Source organism: Nocardioides solisilvae (assembly GCF_003194625.1).
Classification (GTDB): Bacteria; Actinomycetota; Actinomycetes; order Propionibacteriales; family Nocardioidaceae; genus Nocardioides; species Nocardioides solisilvae.
This window is the reverse complement of record NZ_QHKX01000002.1, coordinates 389,108-404,768: the sequence shown is the minus strand read 5'-3', so window position 1 is coordinate 404,768 and position 15,661 is coordinate 389,108. Positions and strand designations below refer to the sequence as shown.

Below are 15,661 nucleotides of genomic sequence, written 5' to 3'. Positions count from 1 at the left end.
GGCCCGGGTCAGAACCGGTAGCCGAAGGCGTCGACGTCGTCGGCGAACGCCTCGGCCACCCGGTCGCGCATCTCGTCGGTGTAGGCGCGGCGGTAGTCGGTCGGCGGGCCCGCGTTGCGCCGTTCGACCGCTCCGTCGGGGACCGCGACCCCGGCCTGCGCGAGGGCCGCGACGAGGTCGTCGGCGAAGGTCTCGGTGCGGCCGATGAAGTCGGCCCGGCGTCCGGGCGCGCGCAGCCAGTCGAGCTGCGGGGTGCCGAGCCGCGGGACCTCGCGGGTGCCGCGCAGCACGAACTCCTCGAAGTCGGCGTACTCCTCGCCCACCTTGCGCCAGAAGCTGTTGGCCTCGAGGCGTCGGGCCACGAAGTCGTTGCCCGACTCGGCGGCCGCGTTGCGGCGCAGCACCATCGCGTGCCAGGAGAGCAGACGGGCCCACGGGTTGCGCACGAAGCCGAAGACGAAGTAGTCGGACAGCTCCGGGTGGACCCGGAGCGCCGACCGGAGCTTGGCGTGCCGCGTCCCGGGGAGCCCCTGGACCCGCTCGGCGTCGGGCAGCAGCCGCTCCAGCAGCGTGTCGGTGGAGAGGCCACCGGTCTTCTGCACGTGCACGAAGAGGAGGCGCTGCCGGTGGGAGACGATCACGCCGGTGAGGATAGTCGGCTCAGTCGTCGCCCAGCCCGCGCGCGTGCAGCGCCTCGCCCGTCACCCGGGCGTGGGCGACCGTGCGGATCACCATCGGGGTGAGCAGGGCGCGGGGGCTGCGGCCCAGGCCCCGGGCCCGCGCGGCGTCGGCGGTCTCGGCCGCGACGGCCAGGGTGAGCGGGATCGAGCGCAGCACGAGGCTGAAGGCGAGGGCCACCCGCTCGGGCCGCACCCCCAGCGAGCGCAGGGGGCCCAGCGCCCGGACGATCGCGTCCAGCATCGCGTCCACCGGCGTGGTCGTGGTGACCACCGTCGCGAGCAGGATCAGCGCGACCAGGTCGGTCACCTGCTCCGCGGCGAGCGCCCAGCTGCGCTGCAGCAGGTGGTAGAGGCCGACCAGGAGGCCGAGCAGCAGCAGGCTGCGGAGGGCGCGCAGCGTGTCGGCCAGCCCGAGGCCCGAGGAGGCGACCAGGGCGAGCGCCACCGCCAGCGCGCCGACCCCGGTGAGGGGTCCGCGCAGGACGATCACCACCACGCCCGCGGCCAGCATGCCGAGCAGCTTGGCCCCGGCCGGCAGCCGGTGCAGCCAGCTGGTGCCCGGCCGGTGGGCGTCGAGCAGGGGGAGCTGCCTCACGCGGTGGCCCGGTAGTGCGCGACCGCGGCCTCCGCGGGCCCATCGAAGGCGACCCTGCCGCCGGAGACCACCAGCGCCCGGTCGCAGCGTGCGGCCAGGTCGAGGTCGTGGGTCACGAGGACCAGCTGCTGGGGCAGGCCCAGCAGCAGGTCACCGATCATCCGGCTGTTGGCGAGGTCGAGCAGGGTCGTGGGCTCGTCGGCGACCAGCACCGCCGGGTCGGTGGCCAGGACGCCGGCCAGCGCCAGGAGCTGCCGCTGCCCGCCCGACAGGGTGTGGACGCTGCGGTCGGCCAGCGGGTCGAGGCCGAAGCGGGCCAGCACGGCACGGGCGGTCGCGAGCCGTGCGGTGCGGTCGCGGTGGGTGCGGCGGAGGGAGAGCGCCACGTCCTCCAGGACGGTCGGCATCACCAGCTGGGCCGAGGGATCGGTGAAGACGAAGCCGACGCGTCGCCGCACCTCCTTGCCCTCGCGCGCGACGTCGAGCCCGTCGACCCGCACGGCACCCGAGCTGGGGGCGACCAGGCCGTTGAGCAGCCGTGCGAGGGTCGACTTGCCGGAGCCGTTGGGGCCGACGAGGGCGATCCGTCGCTGGGTGAGGTCGAGCGTCGTCTCCTGCAGGATCACCACGTCGCCGTCGGGGCCGGGAGCCCGGACGGCGACCCGGTCGAGCTCGAGGCGGGTCACGCCCCGATGGTCTCGCGCTCCGGTCGGTCGACCGGCCGGGGGGTGCCGAGCAGGTCGGGGAAGGCGCGGTGCACGGAGGTGGCGACCAGCGCCATCACGACGTTCTTGACGATGTCGCCCGCCCAGAAGAACTTGTCGATGTCCCAGGCGCCCTCCCACGTGGTGGGCAGGCGCCAGACCAGGCCGGCCATCCCGCCGGTGTGGATCAGCAGGGCGCTGGACAGGAAGCCGGCGGCGAAGACGAGCGGCACCGAGGAGGCGACCTTCTGCCGGGGGAGGCGCTCGACGAGGAAGCCACACAGGGCCGCGGCGAAGGGGAACGCGAGCAGGTAGCCCATGGTGGGGCCCTGGAAGACGCCGAGCCCGGCGGCGCCGCCCGAGAAGACGGGCAGGCCTGCCGCGCCCACCACCAGGTAGAGGGTCACGGCGAGGAAGCCGCGGCGCGCGCCGAGGACGGCGCCAGCCAGCAGCACGCCGAAGGTCTGCAGGGTGACGGGGACCGGGAGGCCGATCTTGAGGCCGGGGAGGATCGCGCAGACCGCGATCAGCGCCGTGAAGGCGGTGACCAGGGCGAGGTCGTGTCCGGGACGGGAGGGGCGCAGGCTCACGGTGGGATGCTTTCGGCGAGGGCGTCGTGGAACTGAACGCTGGTCAGGTGAACGGCGTTCAGGTTAAGGTCGGCGACGCACCCCGTCAACCGGTCCCGGGAACGTCTCGCGGCGCCGGCCGGGGCCGGGCAGGGCCGGATGAAGGGAAGGCGACGCGTGGGGTACCGACGCGAGGACGTGGTCGAGCGGGCGATCGAGGTGCTCGACCGCTACGGACTGCCCGACCTCACGATGCGCCGGCTGGGCCAGGAGCTCGGGGTCCGGCCGAGCGCGCTCTACCACCACTTCGCCAACAAGCAGACGCTGCTGGCGGCGGTGGCCGACGAGCTGCTCGCCCGGGGCCTCTCCGCGGCGCCCGACGGGCCGTGGGACGAGCGGGTCGCCACCGCCGCGCGGCGGCTGCGGGACTCGCTGCTCGCGTGGCGTGACGGCGCCGAGCTGGTCGCGACCGTGCACGCCTTCGGGCTCGGCGCGGACGCCGCTCCCGCGAGCCTCGCGGGCGAGCTGGCCGGCAGCGGGCTCGACGAGGAGCTCGTGCGGACCGCCACCCGCACCCTGCTCCACCTCGTGCTGGGTCACGCCGCCGAGGAGCAGACGCGGCTGCAGGCGGCGAGCGCGGGTGCCATCGACGCGGAGCCCGAGCAGGGGAGCGACTTCGAGGAGTGCCTGCGCCTGGTGCTCGACGGCATCCGCGTGCGGGCGGGGGACCGGGTCGTCCGGTCCTGACGCCGTGCGCGACGGCGCCGGCCCGCGCGTCGGCCCGCGCGTCGACCCGGTCGCCGGCCCGGTCGTCGGCTCAGAGGGGGGTCGTCTCCACGACGGCGCCGTGCAGCTCGGCGAGCAGCACCGCGCCGGCCAGGTCGAGCCGCGTCCGCTCGAGGTGGGCCGCGCGGAGGTCGACGCGGTCCAGCGACGCGCCCGTGAGGTCGGCGCCCGTGAGCCTGGTGCCCCGCAGCTCGGCGCCGTCCAGGGCGGTGCCGCGCAGGGTGGCGCCGCTGAGGTCGGCCCCGGTGAGGTCGGCCTCGCGCAGGTCCACGCCCGACAGGTCGGCCCGGGCCAGGTCGGCCCCGCGCAGCGAGACGCCGCGCCACTGGCCGCCGACGACCGTCACCGGCCGCAGCGTGCACTCCGCGAACGTCGAGCCCACCAGCTTGCAGCCGCTCAGGGTGGCGTCGAAGAGGTTGCACCCGCGGAGCGTGCAGAGGACGAGCGCCGCCGACTCCAGCGTCGCGACGTTGAGCCGGCAGCCGTCGAAGGTGCACTCCTCGAAGTGGGTGCCCCGCATCAACGCCTCGGTGAGGTCGACCCGGCGGAAGGTGCAGCGGACGAAGCGCGTCCCCGAGAGGTCCTCGCCGTACCAGTCCTCGTCGGTCCAGGTCCGGTCCTCCTCGCTGCGCACGGTGGACACGCTAACGGGACGCCGCGCGGGCGCCCGCCAGGCCGAGCGGCCACCGGTGCAGCACCCGGCAGCCGTCCTGCTCGTACCACGCCAGGTCGAGGTGCTCGGCCCGGCCGTGGGCGGGCAGCAGGCCGCCCAGGGCCGCCCGCGTCGAGGCCTCGGTGACCTCGTCCGACAGCGCGTCGAGGGTGAGGTGCGGCACGGGGTCGGGGAACGCCCCGGCGTACGGCGGGCACTGCGGGAAGGCCGCGACCAGCCGCCGGGTCAGCTCCCGGAAGGGGCCGGCGGGCTCCGGCAGTGCGTGGACGATCCCGTTGGGGAAGGTGCCGGTGCGCTCCAGCACGAAGTCGAAGGGCGGCGTGGCCGCGGCCACGGCAGCGACCGCCGCGAGGTCCTCGGGCCCCGGCGAGGGGAGGAACGGGCCGAGCGCCGTCACGTGGGCGTGGACGAACGCGGGGTCGGCCGACACGTAGGCCATGTCGTGGTGGGCGGTCCGCTCCCGGACCCACGGCTCCAGCGCCGGCACCGGCACCTGCAGGACCGAGTGGCCCGGGTACCGCGGGTGGTCGCTCACCGCGGCTCGCCGGCCGGATCGGGCAGGTCGACGGCGTCGGCCACCGCGAGCAGCCGGTCGCACTCCGCGAGGAGCCGGGCCCGCAGCGGCGCGGCGCGCTCGGCGAAGCGGCGTTGGGCGGCGGCGTACTCCTGCTTGCCCTCGGGCGTCTCGATCCGCACCGGCACGAAGGGCTCACCGTCCACATCGAGCCCGGAGAGGTCGTAGGGCGCCGCCCGCATGTCGAGCACCCGCACGTCGCGGGCCAGCTCGAAGCAGTCGGCGACGAGGTCGGAGCAGACCATCGGGGTCAGCCGGAAGGCGTGCTTGTAGAGGTCCATCGCGGCGTGCAGGCAGCCCGGCTGCTCGAAGTCGACGCGGTCGTCCCGGCCGGGACGCAGCACGTTGAGCGGTCGCGCCGAGGGGGTGAAGAAGCGGTAGGCGTCGAAGTGCGAGCAGGCGATCCGGTGCCCCTCGACCACCGCGTCGGTGCCCTCGGGGCCGAGCCGCAGCGGCCAGTCGGCGTGCCGGGTCTCGTCCTCGGCGAGGCGGTGGACCATCGCCCACTCGTGCAGCCCGAAGCAGCGGTACGAGGCCGGTCGGGCCGCCGTGGCCGCCAGCAGCCGGCGCAGGGCCACCAGCAGCGGCCGCTGCCCGGCGACGTACGTCGCGGAGACCGAGACCGCGTCGACCGCGCCGCCCTCGCCGGGGACCCGCTCGTAGCCCTTGAGGCCGGCGTGCTCGTCGGCGCCGGCCAGGGCGACGCCGAAGCCCGGGTGCCAGCGGCGTAGCTGGGCGGGGCGCTGGGAGTAGTAGGTGAAGAGGAAGTCGTGGACCGGGTGCTTCACCCCGGACCCGCGCCGCGACAGGTGGGCGGCGACGAAGGGCTCGACCCGGTCGGCGTGGGCGCGGGCGGACCGCCGCCACGTGTCCTCGTCGAGCAACCGGGGGGAGGGAGCCGTGCGCACGCGGCCAAGGGTAGGCGGCCACGGGTGGGCGGATAGGCTCGGCGGGTGCGTATCGCCAGATTCACCACCGGGGAAGAGCCGATGTACGGCGTCGTGACCGGGGAGGTCGACGAGCTCGGCCAGCCCGCCGAGGACAGCGTCGTCGTGGCGCTCGCCGGCGACCCCCTCTACGTGGGCGTCAAGCTGCTGCAGGTCGAGCACAAGCTCTCCGACGTGCGCCTGCTCGCGCCGGTGCTGCCGCGGAGCAAGGTGGTCGGGATCGGCCGCAACTACGCCGACCACGCCGCCGAGCTCGGCCACGAGGTGCCCGACGAGCCGATGATGTTCATCAAGCCCAACACCTCGGTGGTGGGCCCCGGCGACCCGATCTGGTACCCGCCGCAGACCTCCGACCTGCACTACGAGGGCGAGCTCGCCGTCGTCATCGGCCGGATCTGCCGCGACGTCCCGCCGGAGCAGGCCACCGACGTGATCCACGGCTACACGATCGGCAACGACGTCACCGCCCGCGACCTGCAGCGCAAGGACGGCCAGTTCACCCGGGCCAAGGGGTTCGACTCGTTCTGCCCGCTCGGGCCGTGGATCGAGACCGACCTGGACCCGCAGACCTTCGCCGACGGGGTCGCGATCCAGACCCACCTCAACGGCGACCTGGTCCAGGACGGCACGACCGCCGACCTGGTCCACGACGTGCCGTCACTGGTGGCGTACGTCTCGAGCGTGATGACGCTGCTGCCCGGCGACGTCATCCTCACCGGCACCCCTGCAGGCGTCGGACCCATGCAGGTCGGCGACGAGGTCGAGGTCTCGATCGCCGGCATCGGAACCCTCACGAACAAGGTGGCCCAGCGTTGAACAGCACCCCCGCACGTCCGGTCCGCGTCCGGATGGCGCCCAGCCCGACCGGCAGCCCCCACGTGGGGTTGGCCCGCACGGCGCTCTTCAACTGGGCGTTCGCCCGGCACCACGGCGGCACCTTCGTCTTCCGGATCGAGGACACCGACAAGGAGCGCAACACCGTCGAGTCCTACGAGTCGCTGATCGACCTCATGCAGTGGCTCGGGCTCGACTGGGACGAGGGGCCGCTGAAGGGCGGTCCGTACGGCCCCTACCGGCAGTCGGAGCGCGGCGACCTCTACGCCGACGTCCTGACGAGGCTCCGGGAGAGCCGCTACACCTACGACTGCTACTGCACCGGCGACGAGCCGACCGCCCGGCGCAAGGCCGCCGGCTCGAAGGTCATGGGGTACGACGGCTTCTGCCGCGACCTGACCGACGAGCAGGTCGAGGCCTTCCGCGCCGAGGGACGCAAGCCGGTCGTGCGCTTCCGGATGCCCGAGGGCGAGATCGGCTTCGACGACCTGGTCCGTGGCCGGATCACCTTCCAGACCGAGTTCGTGCCCGACTTCGCGCTGTGCCGGGCCAACGGCGACCCGCTCTACACCCTCGTGGCCCCCGTGGACGACGCGTTGATGGAGATCACCCACGTGCTGCGCGGCGAAGACCTGCTCTCCAGCACCCCGCGCCAGATCGCCCTCTTCGACGCCCTCAAGGCCGTCGGAGTCGCGAAGGAGACCCCGCAGTTCGGCCACCTGCCCTACGTGATGGGGGAGGGCAACAAGAAGCTCTCCAAGCGGGACCCCGAGGCCCACATGGAGCTCTACCGCGAGCAGGGCTTCCTGCCCGAGGGGCTGCTCAACTACCTCGCCCTGCTCGGCTGGGCGATCGCCGCCGACCGCGACGTCTTCACGCTGGCCGAGATGGTGGAGAAGTTCGACCTGGCCGACGTGAACCCCAACCCGGCCCGCTTCGACCTCAAGAAGGCCGAGGCGATCAACGCCGACCACATGCGGATGCTCTCGCTCGACGAGCTGACCCACCGGGTGATCCCGTTCCTCAAGGCCGAGGGCGTGCTGGGCGACCCGGTGCACGACGCCGACGCCCGCATGCTCGAGCTCGCCATGCCGCTGGTGGCGGAGCGGATGAACAAGCTCACCGAGGCGGCTCCGATGCTGGCTTTCCTCTTCGTGGCCGAGGAGGAGTTCGTCCGCAGCGAGGAGCTCGACGAGCCCGGCCTCGAGGTCGTGCGAGCGGCGCACGACGCGCTGCAGGCCCTCCAGACGTGGTCGACCGCCGAGATCGAGCAGGCGCTGCGCACCTCCCTGGTCGAGGAGCGCGGGCTCAAGCCGCGGCACGCCTTCGGCCCGGTGCGGATCGCCGTCAGCGGCCGCAAGGTCTCGCCCCCGCTCTTCGAGTCCATGGAGCTGCTGGGCCGGGAGCGGAGCCTGGGCCGCCTCGCCGCCGCCCTGGGCTGACGTGGACGTCGCCCCGCCCGTCCCCGGGACCGCGCCCGGCCGCGAGACGCCGGCCGAGGCGCGGCTGGAGTACCACCGGCTGCACCGGGCGGGGCCCCGCGGCGCGTGGCGCCCGCTGCTGGGCGTCCTGGTCGTGCTGGTCGGGGCCTTCCTGCTGGCCCCGCTGGTCTGGCAGCTGGTCTTCGCCGTCGGCTTCGTGGCGCTGGGCGAGCCGCTCGTGGACTCCCTGCAGGAGCTCGTCGACACCCGGGACCCGTCCCCGCTGACGCTCGCCTTCCTCAACGTCGTCCTGGCCAGCGCCATCGGGCTCGTCTGGGCGGCCAGCAGGCTGCTGCACCGCCTGCCGCTGCGCTGGGTCACCTCCGTCGGGCCGCGGATGCGGTGGCGGTACTTCACGGCCTGCTTCGGCCTCTCGGTCCTCGCGCTGGTCGCCACCCTCGTCGTCACGGCCCTGGTGCCCCAGGACGTCGCGGGAGCCGCGGTGGAGGCCAACGACTTCACCAGCACGACGCGCGACTTCCTCCTGGTCGTGCTGCTGCTGACGCCGTGGCAGGCCGCGGGGGAGGAGTACCTCTTCCGCGGCTACCTCACCCAGGCCATCGGCGGCCTCGTGGGCGGTGAGCTGCTCGCCCGGGTCCTCGCCGTGGTCGTGCCGGCCCTGCTCTTCGGCCTCGCGCACGGCGCCCAGGACCTCCCGGTCTTCTTCGACCGCTTCGCCTTCGGCCTGGTCGCCGGGGTGCTGGTGGTGGTCACCGGGGGGCTGGAGGCGGCGATCGCCATGCACGTGCTCAACAACTTCCTGGCCTTCGGCCTGGCGCTGGCCTTCGCCGACCTGGGCGACGCGCTCAACCCCACGGGTGGCAGCTGGTGGAGCCTGCCGGGCACCCTGACCCAGTCCCTCGTCTACCTCGGCCTCGCCTGGTGGGCGGCGCGCCGGATGGGTCTCCCGCGGACGGTCGACCGGGGCGTTTTGGCCGGGCCGGACCGCCCCGTGTATCGTTCTGGCTCGGCTCCCCAGGGGGCCTGAGGGCGCCCCGACGGGCCCTGACAGTGGGATATGGTGTAATTGGCAGCACGACTGATTCTGGTTCAGTTAGTCAAGGTTCGAGTCCTTGTATCCCAGCGAAATCCCGGCCGCAGGCCGGGATTTGGTGCGAAACGACAGGTTCGTCTAGAGTTTCGCTCCGTTGCCCGGGGCCCCGGTCCCGAGCAGCACAGCTCAAGCCCCCGTTGTGTAGCGGCCTAGCACGCCGCCCTCTCAAGGCGGTAGCGCCGGTTCGAATCCGGTCGGGGGTACAGAGTGTGGAGGGCCCCGGAAGGCGAGACGCCGACCGGGGCCCTTCGTCGTTCCCGCTCGGTGGGAGGATCCGGGGGTGACCACCGACACGTCCCCGTCCGACGACGGGAGCCGCCAGGTGCGGGTCCGGGTGGCCCGCGCCGAGGACGGCCCGCGCCTGCGGGCGATCGACCTCGCGACCTGGGACCCGGCCGTGACCCCCATGCCCCGGAAGTCCCCCGAGGAGCCGTTCTTCTCCGACCGGCTCGACCCCGCCGACGCGCTGGTGGCGACGCGGGCGGGCGTGCCGTGCGGCTTCGCGCTGCTCCAGCAGCACCTGTCGGAGCCCTCCCGGGCGCACGTGCTCCTGCTCAACGGCCTCGCCGTCGATCCGGCCCACCAGGGGCACGGGGCCGGGCGACTCCTGCTCGACGCGACGCTCGCGGCGGCCCGGGCGCGCGGCCTGCGCAAGGTCGGGCTGCGGGTGCTCTCGACCAACCCGACCGCCCGCCGGCTCTACGAGTCGGCCGGCTTCGTCGTCGAGGGCGTGCTGCGCGGCGAGTTCGTGCTGGAGGGGCGCGAGGTCGACGACGTCCTCATGGCGCGTCGCCTCGACCCGGGACCACCGGCCTGAGGCGGAGCCTCGCCCGCCCGGGCTGCCGTGTCCGATTTCCGCGAGACGTCGACCGGGACGAGGGGCAGGATGGGGGCATGACCCGAACCCCCGACGGACCCGGCGGACTCGACCCCGAGTCCTGCTACCGCGCCGTCCGCAGCCGGGACCGGCGGTTCGACGGGGTCTTCTACACCGCGGTGCGCACCACCGGCATCTACTGCCGGCCGTCGTGCCCGGCGCGGACGCCGGGCCGTCGCAACGTCACCTTCCACCCGACCGCGGCCGCGGCACAGGCCGCCGGCTACCGGGCCTGCAAGCGCTGCCTCCCGGACGCGGTGCCCGGCTCGCCCGGGTGGGACGCCGCCGCCGACGTGGCCGGCCGCGCGATGCGGCTGGTGGCCGATGGCGTCGTCGACCGCGACGGGGTCGAGGGGCTCGCCGCCTCGCTCGGCTACTCGCCGCGCCACCTGGGGCGGCTGCTGGTCCGCGAGCTCGGCGCCGGCCCCCTGGCCCTGGCCCGGGCCCGCCGGGCCCAGACCGCCCGCGCCCTCCTGCAGGGCACGGACCTGCGACTGGCCGACGTCGCCTTCGCGGCCGGGTTCTCCAGCGTGCGCCAGTTCAACGACACCGTGCGGGAGGTCTACGGGAGCACCCCGTCCGACCTCCGGGGCCGGGGTGCGGCGGCGCCGACGCCCCGCGGCACCGTGCCCGTGCGGCTGGCGGTGCGCACGCCGTTCGCCGGGGCCGCCCTGCGCGAGTTCCTGGCCCGGCGCGCGGTGCCGGGGGTGGAGCTCGTCGCAGGGACGACGTACTCCCGGACCCTGCGGCTGCCGCACGGTCCGGGCACCGTCAGCGTGGAGCTCCGCGACCTCGACGGTCCCGGGACCGCCCTGGTGCCGGCCACCTTCGTCCTCGCCGACCTGCGCGACACGTCGGCCGCGGTGGAGCGCGTGCGCCGGCTCCTGGACGCCGACTGCGACCCGGTGGGCGTCGCCGAGGTGCTGGGCTCCGACCCGTTGCTCGGCGGTCTCCTGCGTCGTGCGCCGGGGCTGCGGGTGCCGGGGCACGTCGACGGCGCGGAGGTGGCGTTCAGGGCCGTCCTCGGCCAGCAGGTGAGCGTCGCCGCCGCCCGGACCGCCGCCGCCCGGCTGGCCGGTGCGACGGGGGAGCAGGTCGTCACCACCGTGCCCGGCCTGGACCGGCTCTTCCCCGAGGCCGGGGCGGTCGCCGCCCTGGACCCGGGGACGCTGCCCATGCCCCGGGCCAGGGGGCGCGCGCTCGTGGGGCTCGCGGCGGCCCTGGCCGGGGGCGGGCTCCGGCTGGACCGCGGCGCGGACCGGGACGAGGCCCGCGCCGCGATGCTCGCACTGCCCGGGATCGGTCCCTGGACGGCCGACTACGTCGGCATGCGCGCGCTCGGGCACCCCGACCTCTTCCTGCCGACGGACACCGGTACCCGCGACGCGCTGCGTCTGCTGGGCCTGGACCCGGCCGCGGCGGGGGCGACGAGCCGGGCGTGGCGGCCCTGGCGCTCTTACGCGCAGGTGCAGCTGTGGCACAGCCTGTCGGACGGTGACGGCAGCGGGGACCGGCAGGGACCAGGCCGTCAGGGACCAGGCCGTCAGGGACCAGGCACGAGCAGACGTGAGGAGCGGGACCCATGTGGACAGTGACGGACTCCCCGGTGGGGGAGCTGCGGATCACCGAGCGGGACGGGGCGATCACCCGGATCGAGTTCTCGCCCTTCGCGCCGGCCGGCGACGCCGGGCGGGGCGAGCGTCGGGACGACCACCCGGTGCTGGCCGAGGCGGTCCGCCAGCTGGCGGCGTACTTCGCCCGCGAGCTGACCGTCTTCGACCTGCCGCTCGCCCCGGTGGGCAGCGACTTCCAGCAGCGAGTCTGGCAGCAGCTCAGGTCGATCGGCTACGGCGAGACGGCGTCGTACGGACAGGTTGCCCTGCGGCTCGGGCTCACCGTCGCGGCGTCGCGCGCGGTCGGCCTGGCCAACGGCCGCAACCCGATCCCGATCGTCGTGCCCTGCCACCGGGTGATCGGCGCCAACGGCACCCTCACCGGGTACGCCGGCGGCCTCGAGCGCAAGCAGTTGCTGCTCGGGCTCGAGACTGAGGGCCTCTTCTGACCCGTGCCCGTCCGGCCACGCCGGACGGGCGGCCGGTCACTCGGCGGCGGCGCGGCGCAGGGACTCCGAGAGCCGCTCGGCGGCAGCCAGGACGGCGGGGGCGTGCATCCGGCCGGGCTGGCGGGAGAGTCGCTCGAGGGGGCCGGAGACCGAGACCGCCGCGATGATCTTGCCGCCGGGGGAGCGGACCGGCGCCGAGACCGACGCCACGCCCTGCTCCCGCTCGCCGACGCTCTGGGCCCATCCGCGGCGGCGGATCCCCGAGAGCGCGGTCGCCGAGTACGCCGCGTTCTGCAGGCCGCGGTGCATCCGCTCCGGGTCCTCCCAGGCCAGCAGGACCTGGGCCGCGGAGCCCGCCCGCATGGTGAGCTGCGAACCCACGGGGATGGTGTCGCGCAGGCCGCTGGGGCGCTCGGCAGCGGCGACGCAGACCCGGTGCTCCCCCTGGCGGCGCCACAGCTGGGCGGACTCGCCCGTGATGTCCCGGAGCCGCGCGAGCACCGGGCCGGCCGCGGCGAGCAGGCGGTCCTCCCCCGCTGCCGCCGAGAGCTCGGCCAGGCGCGGGCCCAGCACGAACCGGCCCTGCATGTCGCGGGCCACCAGCCGGTGGTGCTCCAGGGCCACCGCGAGACGATGTGCCGTGGGTCGGGCCAGTCCGGTGCCGGCCACGAGCCCGGCCAGGGTGGCAGGTCCGGCCTCCAGGGCGGCGAGCACGAGAGCGGCCTTGTCGAGGACCCCGACTCCGCTTGAGTTGTCCATATGGCAATACTGACGTCTCAGAAGTTGGGATGCAAGAGTAGCCTCGACACATGACCCAGATCGGGTATGCCGCCCCGGCATGCCCCGGCAGAGAGGAGCAGGTCCATGGGCAAGACCCTGGCCGAGAAGGTGTGGGACGAGCACGTCGTCCGGAGTGCTGAGGGTGAGCCCGACCTGCTCTACATCGACCTCCACCTCATCCACGAGGTGACCAGCCCGCAGGCCTTCGACGGGCTGCGGCTCGCCGGCCGCCGGGTGCGTCGTCCGGACCTGACCCTGGCCACCGAGGACCACAACGTCCCGACCCTGGACTGGGACAAGCCGATCGCCGACCCGGTCAGCCGGACGCAGGTCGAGACCCTGCGCAAGAACGCCGCCGAGTTCGGCGTCCGCCTGCACCCGCTGGGCGACGTCGAGCAGGGCATCGTCCACGTGGTCGGCCCCCAGCTGGGCCTGACCCAGCCGGGGATGACGATCGTCTGCGGCGACAGCCACACCTCGACCCACGGAGCCTTCGGCGCCATCGCCTTCGGCATCGGCACCTCCGAGGTCGAGCACGTGCTGGCGACCCAGACGCTGACCCAGGCGAAGCCCAGGACCATGGCGGTCACGGTCAACGGCAGCCTGCCCGAGGGCGTCACCGCCAAGGACCTCGTCCTGACGCTGATCGCCCACACCGGCACCGGCGGCGGACAGGGCTACATCGTGGAGTACCGCGGCCAGGCCATCGAGGAGCTCTCGATGGAGGGCCGCATGACGGTCTGCAACATGTCGATCGAGTGGGGCGCGAAGGCCGGGATGATCGCCCCCGACCAGACCACCTTCGACTACATCCAGGACAAGCCCGAGGCTCCGAAGGGCGGCGACTGGGACGCCGCGGTCGCGCACTGGCGCACGCTGGTCACCGACGACGACGCGGTCTTCGACAAGGAGATCGTGCTCGACGCCTCGACGATGACGCCCTTCGTCACCTGGGGGACCAACCCCGGCCAGGGCGTGCCCCTGGGCGGCAACGTCCCCAGCCCGGACGACTTCGAGGACGAGGGCGACCGCCTCACCACGCAGAAGGCGCTGGAGTACATGGGCCTCGAGGCCGGGACCCCGATGCGCGAGGTCAAGGTGGACACCGTCTTCGTGGGTTCCTGCACCAACGGCCGGATCGAGGACCTGCGGCTCGCGGCCCAGGTCCTGGAGGGGCACCGGGTCGCCGAGGGCACCCGCCTGCTCGTGGTGCCGGGCTCGGCGCGGGTGCGGCTGCAGGCCGAGGCCGAGGGCCTGGACAAGATCTTCGTCGCCGCCGGTGCGGAGTGGCGTGGCGCCGGCTGCTCCATGTGCCTGGGCATGAACCCCGACCAGCTCGCACCGCAGGAGCGGAGCGCGTCGACGTCGAACCGCAACTTCGAGGGGCGCCAGGGCAAGGGCGGGCGCACCCACCTGGTCTCGGTCCCCGTCGCGGCCGCCACCGCGGTCCGCGGCACCCTGTCGTCCCCGGCCGACCTGGAGCTGGTCGGCGCCGCGAGCAAGGAGAGCTGACGTGGAGAAGTTCACCACCCACACCGGCGTGGGCGTCCCGCTGCGCCGCACCAACGTGGACACCGACCAGATCATCCCCGCGGTCTACCTCAAGCGCGTGACGCGCAGCGGGTTCGAGGACGGGCTCTTCGCCGCGTGGCGCAACGACCCGGCGTTCGTCCTCAACCAGCCCGCCTACGCGAACGGCTCCGTGCTCGTCGCCGGGCCCGACTTCGGCACGGGCTCCTCGCGCGAGCACGCCGTCTGGGCGCTGCAGAACTACGGCTTCAAGGTCGTCGTCTCCCCGCGCTTCGCCGACATCTTCCGCGGCAACTCCGGCAAGGCCGGCCTGCTCGCGGCCCAGGTGGACGAGAAGGTCGTGCTGCGGCTCCAGGACCACCTCGAGGCCCACCCGGGTGCCGAGGTGACCGTCGACCTCGAGAGCCGCACGATCCGTGCCGGCGAGGGCGAGGACGCGATCGTCGCGGAGTTCGACATCGACGACTACACCCGTTGGCGGCTGCTCGAGGGGCTCGACGACATCGGCATCACGCTGGGCCACGAGGACGTCATCACGAGCTTCGAGGGCACCCGACCGAGCTGGAAACCCGCCACCCAGTAGGGAAAAACTCCCGCCAACACGGCGACGGTGATTGTGGCGACCGCCACAAGTACCTAGCGTGACGGGCATGACGTCGAGCATGGGCTCGGCCCGCACAGTTGGTTGGAAGGGAAGCTAGTGAACAAGTCACAGCTCATCGACACCCTGGCCGCGCGCTTCGAGGGGAACCGCAAGGCCGCGGCCCACGCGCTGGAGTCCGTGCTCGACACGATCACCCGCGAGGTCGCCAAGGGCGAGAAGGTCGCGATCACGGGCTTCGGCTCGTTCGAGAAGCGGGTGCGCAACGCTCGCTGGGTCCGCAACCCGCAGACGGGGGAGCGGATGAAGTCGAAGAAGACGTCGGTGCCCGCGTTCAAGGCCGGGCAGGACCTGAAGAACATCGTCAGCGGGGCCAAGAAGCTGCCGAAGCTCACGGTCTCGACGGCGACCAGCACCACCCGGAAGGCGGCCTCGCTCGCCGGTGCCGCCACCAAGAAGTCGGCCCCGGCGAAGAAGACCGTCACGGCGTCGAAGGCGGCGCCGGCCAAGAAGGCGGCTCCCGCCAAGAAGGCCGCGCCCGCCAAGAAGACGGCCGCGAAGGCGACGGCGACCAAGAAGACGGCCGCCGCCAAGACGACCGCCACCAACAAGACGGCCGCCGCCAAGACGACGACCGCGAAGACGACGACCGCCAAGACGAGCGCCGCCAAGAAGGCGCCCGCCAAGAAGGCGTCCACCACCACCAAGGCGGCGGCCAAGAAGGCGCCCGCCAAGAAGGCCGCGAAGAAGGCCTGACCGGCGGGTCCGACGACCCGCCGCCACGACCCGTCCGGGCGACCGGGCGGGTCGTGGCACGTCCGGGGGGCCGGTGGGAGCGGACGGTCGAGGCAGTAACCTCTGTCACACCGAAGGGGGAGCGTCCGGGCGGACGCCACGAGGAGAGGGAGGTCGGA

General features: G+C 73.9%; 18 protein-coding genes and 2 tRNA genes. 12 read left to right on the top strand and 8 right to left on the bottom strand.

Annotation, left to right across the window (positions count from 1 at the left end):
- Positions 1–8: 8 nt before the first annotated feature.
- Genes DNK53_RS07960 through DNK53_RS07945 form a run of 4 tightly spaced genes read right to left on the bottom strand, consistent with a single transcriptional unit; the run spans position 9 to position 2,569 of the window.
- Positions 9–641 (bottom strand): sulfotransferase family 2 domain-containing protein, encoded by a 633-nt coding sequence (locus tag DNK53_RS07960; protein WP_162599831.1) that lies wholly within the window; start codon positions 639–641, stop codon positions 9–11.
- Between the two features lie 19 nt (positions 642–660).
- The gene (locus DNK53_RS07955; RefSeq protein WP_239456423.1) at positions 661–1,275 is read right to left on the bottom strand and encodes an energy-coupling factor transporter transmembrane component T family protein; all 615 of its coding nucleotides are present in this window, start codon (positions 1,273–1,275) and stop codon (positions 661–663) included.
- On the bottom strand, positions 1,272–1,961 hold the full coding sequence (locus DNK53_RS07950) for an energy-coupling factor ABC transporter ATP-binding protein (protein WP_110181766.1): 690 nt from the start codon (positions 1,959–1,961) through the stop codon (positions 1,272–1,274). Before DNK53_RS07950 ends, DNK53_RS07955 begins: the two co-directional genes overlap by 4 nt.
- Positions 1,958–2,569 carry a biotin transporter BioY gene (locus DNK53_RS07945; protein ID WP_110181765.1) on the bottom strand — a complete coding sequence of 204 codons (612 nt, stop codon included), beginning with the start codon at positions 2,567–2,569 and terminating at the stop codon, positions 1,958–1,960. The genes DNK53_RS07950 and DNK53_RS07945 overlap by 4 nt, the downstream gene beginning before the upstream one ends.
- Before the next feature lie 156 nt (positions 2,570–2,725).
- On the opposite strand from DNK53_RS07945, the gene DNK53_RS07940 reads away from it, so the two are divergent.
- Positions 2,726–3,295: a TetR/AcrR family transcriptional regulator C-terminal domain-containing protein gene (locus DNK53_RS07940; RefSeq protein ID WP_110181764.1), complete on the top strand. Its 570-nt coding sequence runs from the start codon at positions 2,726–2,728 to the stop codon at positions 3,293–3,295.
- A 70-nt stretch (positions 3,296–3,365) separates the two neighbouring features.
- Here DNK53_RS07940 and DNK53_RS07935 read toward each other — a convergent pair whose 3' ends face one another.
- Genes DNK53_RS07935 through DNK53_RS07925 form a run of 3 tightly spaced genes read right to left on the bottom strand, consistent with a single transcriptional unit; the run spans position 3,366 to position 5,489 of the window.
- Positions 3,366–3,968, bottom strand: coding sequence for a pentapeptide repeat-containing protein (locus DNK53_RS07935; protein WP_110182385.1), 603 nt, complete (start codon positions 3,966–3,968; stop codon positions 3,366–3,368).
- Between the two features lie 10 nt (positions 3,969–3,978).
- The gene (locus DNK53_RS07930; protein ID WP_239456422.1) at positions 3,979–4,542 is read right to left on the bottom strand and encodes a 2'-5' RNA ligase family protein; all 564 of its coding nucleotides are present in this window, start codon (positions 4,540–4,542) and stop codon (positions 3,979–3,981) included.
- Positions 4,539–5,489 (bottom strand): 3-methyladenine DNA glycosylase, encoded by a 951-nt coding sequence (locus tag DNK53_RS07925; RefSeq protein ID WP_239456421.1) that lies wholly within the window; start codon positions 5,487–5,489, stop codon positions 4,539–4,541. Before DNK53_RS07925 ends, DNK53_RS07930 begins: the two co-directional genes overlap by 4 nt.
- 45 nt (positions 5,490–5,534) lie before the next feature.
- Here DNK53_RS07925 and DNK53_RS07920 point away from each other — a divergent pair, with 45 nt between their 5' ends.
- The 8 genes from DNK53_RS07920 (at position 5,535) to DNK53_RS07885 (ending at position 11,836) form a co-directional block, all read left to right on the top strand.
- Complete coding sequence (locus tag DNK53_RS07920) at positions 5,535–6,344, top strand: fumarylacetoacetate hydrolase family protein (protein WP_110181762.1); 810 nt, start codon at positions 5,535–5,537, stop codon at positions 6,342–6,344.
- 32 nt (positions 6,345–6,376) lie between these two features.
- Complete coding sequence (gene gltX / locus DNK53_RS07915; protein WP_239456492.1) at positions 6,377–7,804, top strand: glutamate--tRNA ligase; 1,428 nt, start codon at positions 6,377–6,379, stop codon at positions 7,802–7,804.
- A gap of 1 nt (position 7,805) precedes the next feature.
- On the top strand, positions 7,806–8,831 hold the full coding sequence (locus DNK53_RS07910; RefSeq protein ID WP_110181760.1) for a CPBP family intramembrane glutamic endopeptidase: 1,026 nt from the start codon (positions 7,806–7,808) through the stop codon (positions 8,829–8,831).
- Between the two features lie 24 nt (positions 8,832–8,855).
- Positions 8,856–8,927 (top strand) — tRNA-Gln (locus DNK53_RS07905).
- A gap of 100 nt (positions 8,928–9,027) precedes the next feature.
- Positions 9,028–9,100, top strand: a tRNA-Glu gene (locus tag DNK53_RS07900).
- Positions 9,101–9,177: 77 nt separating this feature from the next.
- On the top strand, positions 9,178–9,714 hold the full coding sequence (locus DNK53_RS07895) for a GNAT family N-acetyltransferase (RefSeq protein WP_204163814.1): 537 nt from the start codon (positions 9,178–9,180) through the stop codon (positions 9,712–9,714).
- A 77-nt stretch (positions 9,715–9,791) separates the two neighbouring features.
- Positions 9,792–11,369 (top strand): AlkA N-terminal domain-containing protein, encoded by a 1,578-nt coding sequence (locus DNK53_RS07890; RefSeq protein ID WP_110181759.1) that lies wholly within the window; start codon positions 9,792–9,794, stop codon positions 11,367–11,369.
- Positions 11,357–11,836, top strand: coding sequence for a methylated-DNA--[protein]-cysteine S-methyltransferase (locus DNK53_RS07885; protein ID WP_110181758.1), 480 nt, complete (start codon positions 11,357–11,359; stop codon positions 11,834–11,836). The genes DNK53_RS07890 and DNK53_RS07885 overlap by 13 nt, the downstream gene beginning before the upstream one ends.
- Positions 11,837–11,872: 36 nt before the next feature.
- Here DNK53_RS07885 and DNK53_RS07880 read toward each other — a convergent pair whose 3' ends face one another.
- Positions 11,873–12,595 carry an IclR family transcriptional regulator gene (locus DNK53_RS07880; RefSeq protein ID WP_101524018.1) on the bottom strand — a complete coding sequence of 241 codons (723 nt, stop codon included), beginning with the start codon at positions 12,593–12,595 and terminating at the stop codon, positions 11,873–11,875.
- 105 nt (positions 12,596–12,700) lie between these two features.
- On the opposite strand from DNK53_RS07880, the gene leuC reads away from it, so the two are divergent.
- The 3 genes from leuC (at position 12,701) to DNK53_RS07865 (ending at position 15,503) form a co-directional block, all read left to right on the top strand.
- Entirely contained in the window at positions 12,701–14,128 is a 1,428-nt protein-coding gene (gene leuC / locus DNK53_RS07875) for a 3-isopropylmalate dehydratase large subunit (protein WP_110181757.1), read from the top strand.
- Position 14,129: 1 nt separating this feature from the next.
- Positions 14,130–14,729: a 3-isopropylmalate dehydratase small subunit gene (gene leuD / locus DNK53_RS07870; RefSeq protein WP_110181756.1), complete on the top strand. Its 600-nt coding sequence runs from the start codon at positions 14,130–14,132 to the stop codon at positions 14,727–14,729.
- A gap of 117 nt (positions 14,730–14,846) precedes the next feature.
- Positions 14,847–15,503 carry an HU family DNA-binding protein gene (locus DNK53_RS07865; protein ID WP_110181755.1) on the top strand — a complete coding sequence of 219 codons (657 nt, stop codon included), beginning with the start codon at positions 14,847–14,849 and terminating at the stop codon, positions 15,501–15,503.
- The last annotated feature ends 158 nt before the right edge of the window (positions 15,504–15,661 follow it).

Coding starts and splice junctions, on each gene's coding strand:
- gltX (WP_239456492.1), top strand. CDS start 6,377: ATGGCGCCCAGCCCGACCGGCAGCCCCCACGTGGGGTTGGCCCGCACG.
- DNK53_RS07890 (WP_110181759.1), top strand. CDS start 9,792: ATGACCCGAACCCCCGACGGACCCGGCGGACTCGACCCCGAGTCCTGC.
- DNK53_RS07885 (WP_110181758.1), top strand. CDS start 11,357: ATGTGGACAGTGACGGACTCCCCGGTGGGGGAGCTGCGGATCACCGAG.
- DNK53_RS07880 (WP_101524018.1), bottom strand. CDS start 12,595: ATGGACAACTCAAGCGGAGTCGGGGTCCTCGACAAGGCCGCTCTCGTG.
- leuC (WP_110181757.1), top strand. CDS start 12,701: ATGGGCAAGACCCTGGCCGAGAAGGTGTGGGACGAGCACGTCGTCCGG.